Genomic DNA, 1,595 nt, shown 5'->3' with positions numbered 1-1,595 from the left:
TGCCTTCGCTGGTCGCAGGCCATGTGCCCCGCAACGTGCGATCGTTCAAGTACCGCGTGTTCGATGATCAGCCGCTGTCCTCAACGCTGGGCTTTGCCATCGACCCCCAACCCTTCGACGGCAAGGTGGTCGCCGCGACCGACGATGCCATCGTCGTCAAGCTCAAGCCTTCCGAGTTCGCGGTGCTTGATCCCAGCCTGGTGACCACGGTTCCTGCCGAAGGCGCCAAGGTGCATGTCCAACCCTATGCCCGTCGTCGCTTCGACGGACTGCGCGCGGACACGCCGGAGGTCATCACCGAGAAGACTTCGGATGGCACGCCGTACACCATCACGAGGCACATCCTCGGCTCGGCGCCGGCCAAGCTGCCCATTCCCACGCCGCAGTGCATGGAGTTGGGCCAGCTCATCGAGCAGTTGGAAGAGATGCCGGCCCCCGATCGCTTCCGGCGCATCACCCACATGCTGGTGGATGCCGGTGCCCGCGACTTCACCTGGGTCGATCCCACGCCCTCCAAGATCATCGAGACCCCGCCGGCGATCAGCTTCACGGTCTCGACCGCGAAGTTCGAGGGCCGGGTGACGATCCTCTACGACCGCGGCGGAGACACCTACGTGGTGGAACTGCACCGTCAGAACGGTGAATCGGTCGAACTGGTCGATCGGCACGACGAGGTGTATTTCGACATGCTCGGCGAAGTGTTGGAGCGGCTCATCGACGACGGGCGCTGGCGCCAGATCGACGTGAGCATCCTCGACGCGAAGGCGGCCCGTAAGCGCCAAGCCGTCCCGGCATGACGCCCCTCGGCTGACCCGAGGCACCCGCCACGGCGTTCCAGCCATTCCTGCCGCGTGCCCTACAGGCCCTTCATCCCATCGGGTGGAGGGCCTTTCTCTTTTTTTACACAGGAGATTTCATCCATGTCACTGCGATTCAAAGGCGCCGACCTGCGCCCCGTGCTGACCGAAGCCATCGCCAATCAGTGCCGCATCGTCCTGGTCAAGGACCAGGGCGTGTACTTCCTCGCCGAGCGTGGGGAGCGTCGCCCGGATGGACGCCAGCAACTGCTCGCCTACGCCGTCGGCTGCAACCCGGACACCGACCCGTTCGATGACTGGTGGCACCTCGCCGGCCGCGAGCTGGGCGGCGACGATTTTGCGGAGTATTTCGACCCGAAGGACGGCCTGTTCACGCGCCTCCTGCACTCGGCGGACGATCTCGTGCTGTCCGCCACCGCCACGCACCTGTCCTTGGCCGTGGTGCCTCCCGCCTGAAGCGGCAACCGCCGCGCAGCCCTCGCAGCCCCCGCACCGGGGGCGTTCTTTTGTTCGCACCACGGCCATCGCCGCGCATGCGCGTTCGTCTCCAGCCGCCAAGGCACGCCCCGCGGGCCACAGCGCCGGCATGCCACCGGAGACGACCGCATGAACACATCATCGACCTCGCCGAGGCTGCACCTGCTGCCGGTGTCGCTGCGCACGGCCAACGTCTTCGTGCTGGCACACCATCACCGTCCGGTCCAGGCTGCGAAGTTCGCCCTGGCCGTCACGCTGGTCGACAGCGACCTGATCCGCGGCGTGGCCATCGTCGGCCGG

2 protein-coding genes are annotated in these 1,595 nt (G+C 66.5%); both read left to right on the top strand.

Features of this window, described 5'->3' with window-relative positions:
- Positions 1-797 (top strand): GTPase (locus tag APY03_RS29795; RefSeq protein WP_232324466.1); only part of this gene is annotated, 797 nt, incomplete at its 5' end.
- 123 nt (positions 798-920) lie between these two features.
- Complete coding sequence (locus tag APY03_RS29790) at positions 921-1,274, top strand: DUF3085 domain-containing protein (protein ID WP_003050357.1); 354 nt, start codon at positions 921-923, stop codon at positions 1,272-1,274.
- The last annotated feature ends 321 nt before the right edge of the window (positions 1,275-1,595 follow it).

It is taken from the genome of Variovorax sp. WDL1, assembly GCF_001541225.1.
Taxonomy (GTDB): Bacteria; Pseudomonadota; Gammaproteobacteria; order Burkholderiales; family Burkholderiaceae_C; genus Variovorax.
The sequence above is the reverse complement of the archived record's forward strand: the minus strand, read 5'-3'. Positions and strand labels throughout refer to the sequence as shown.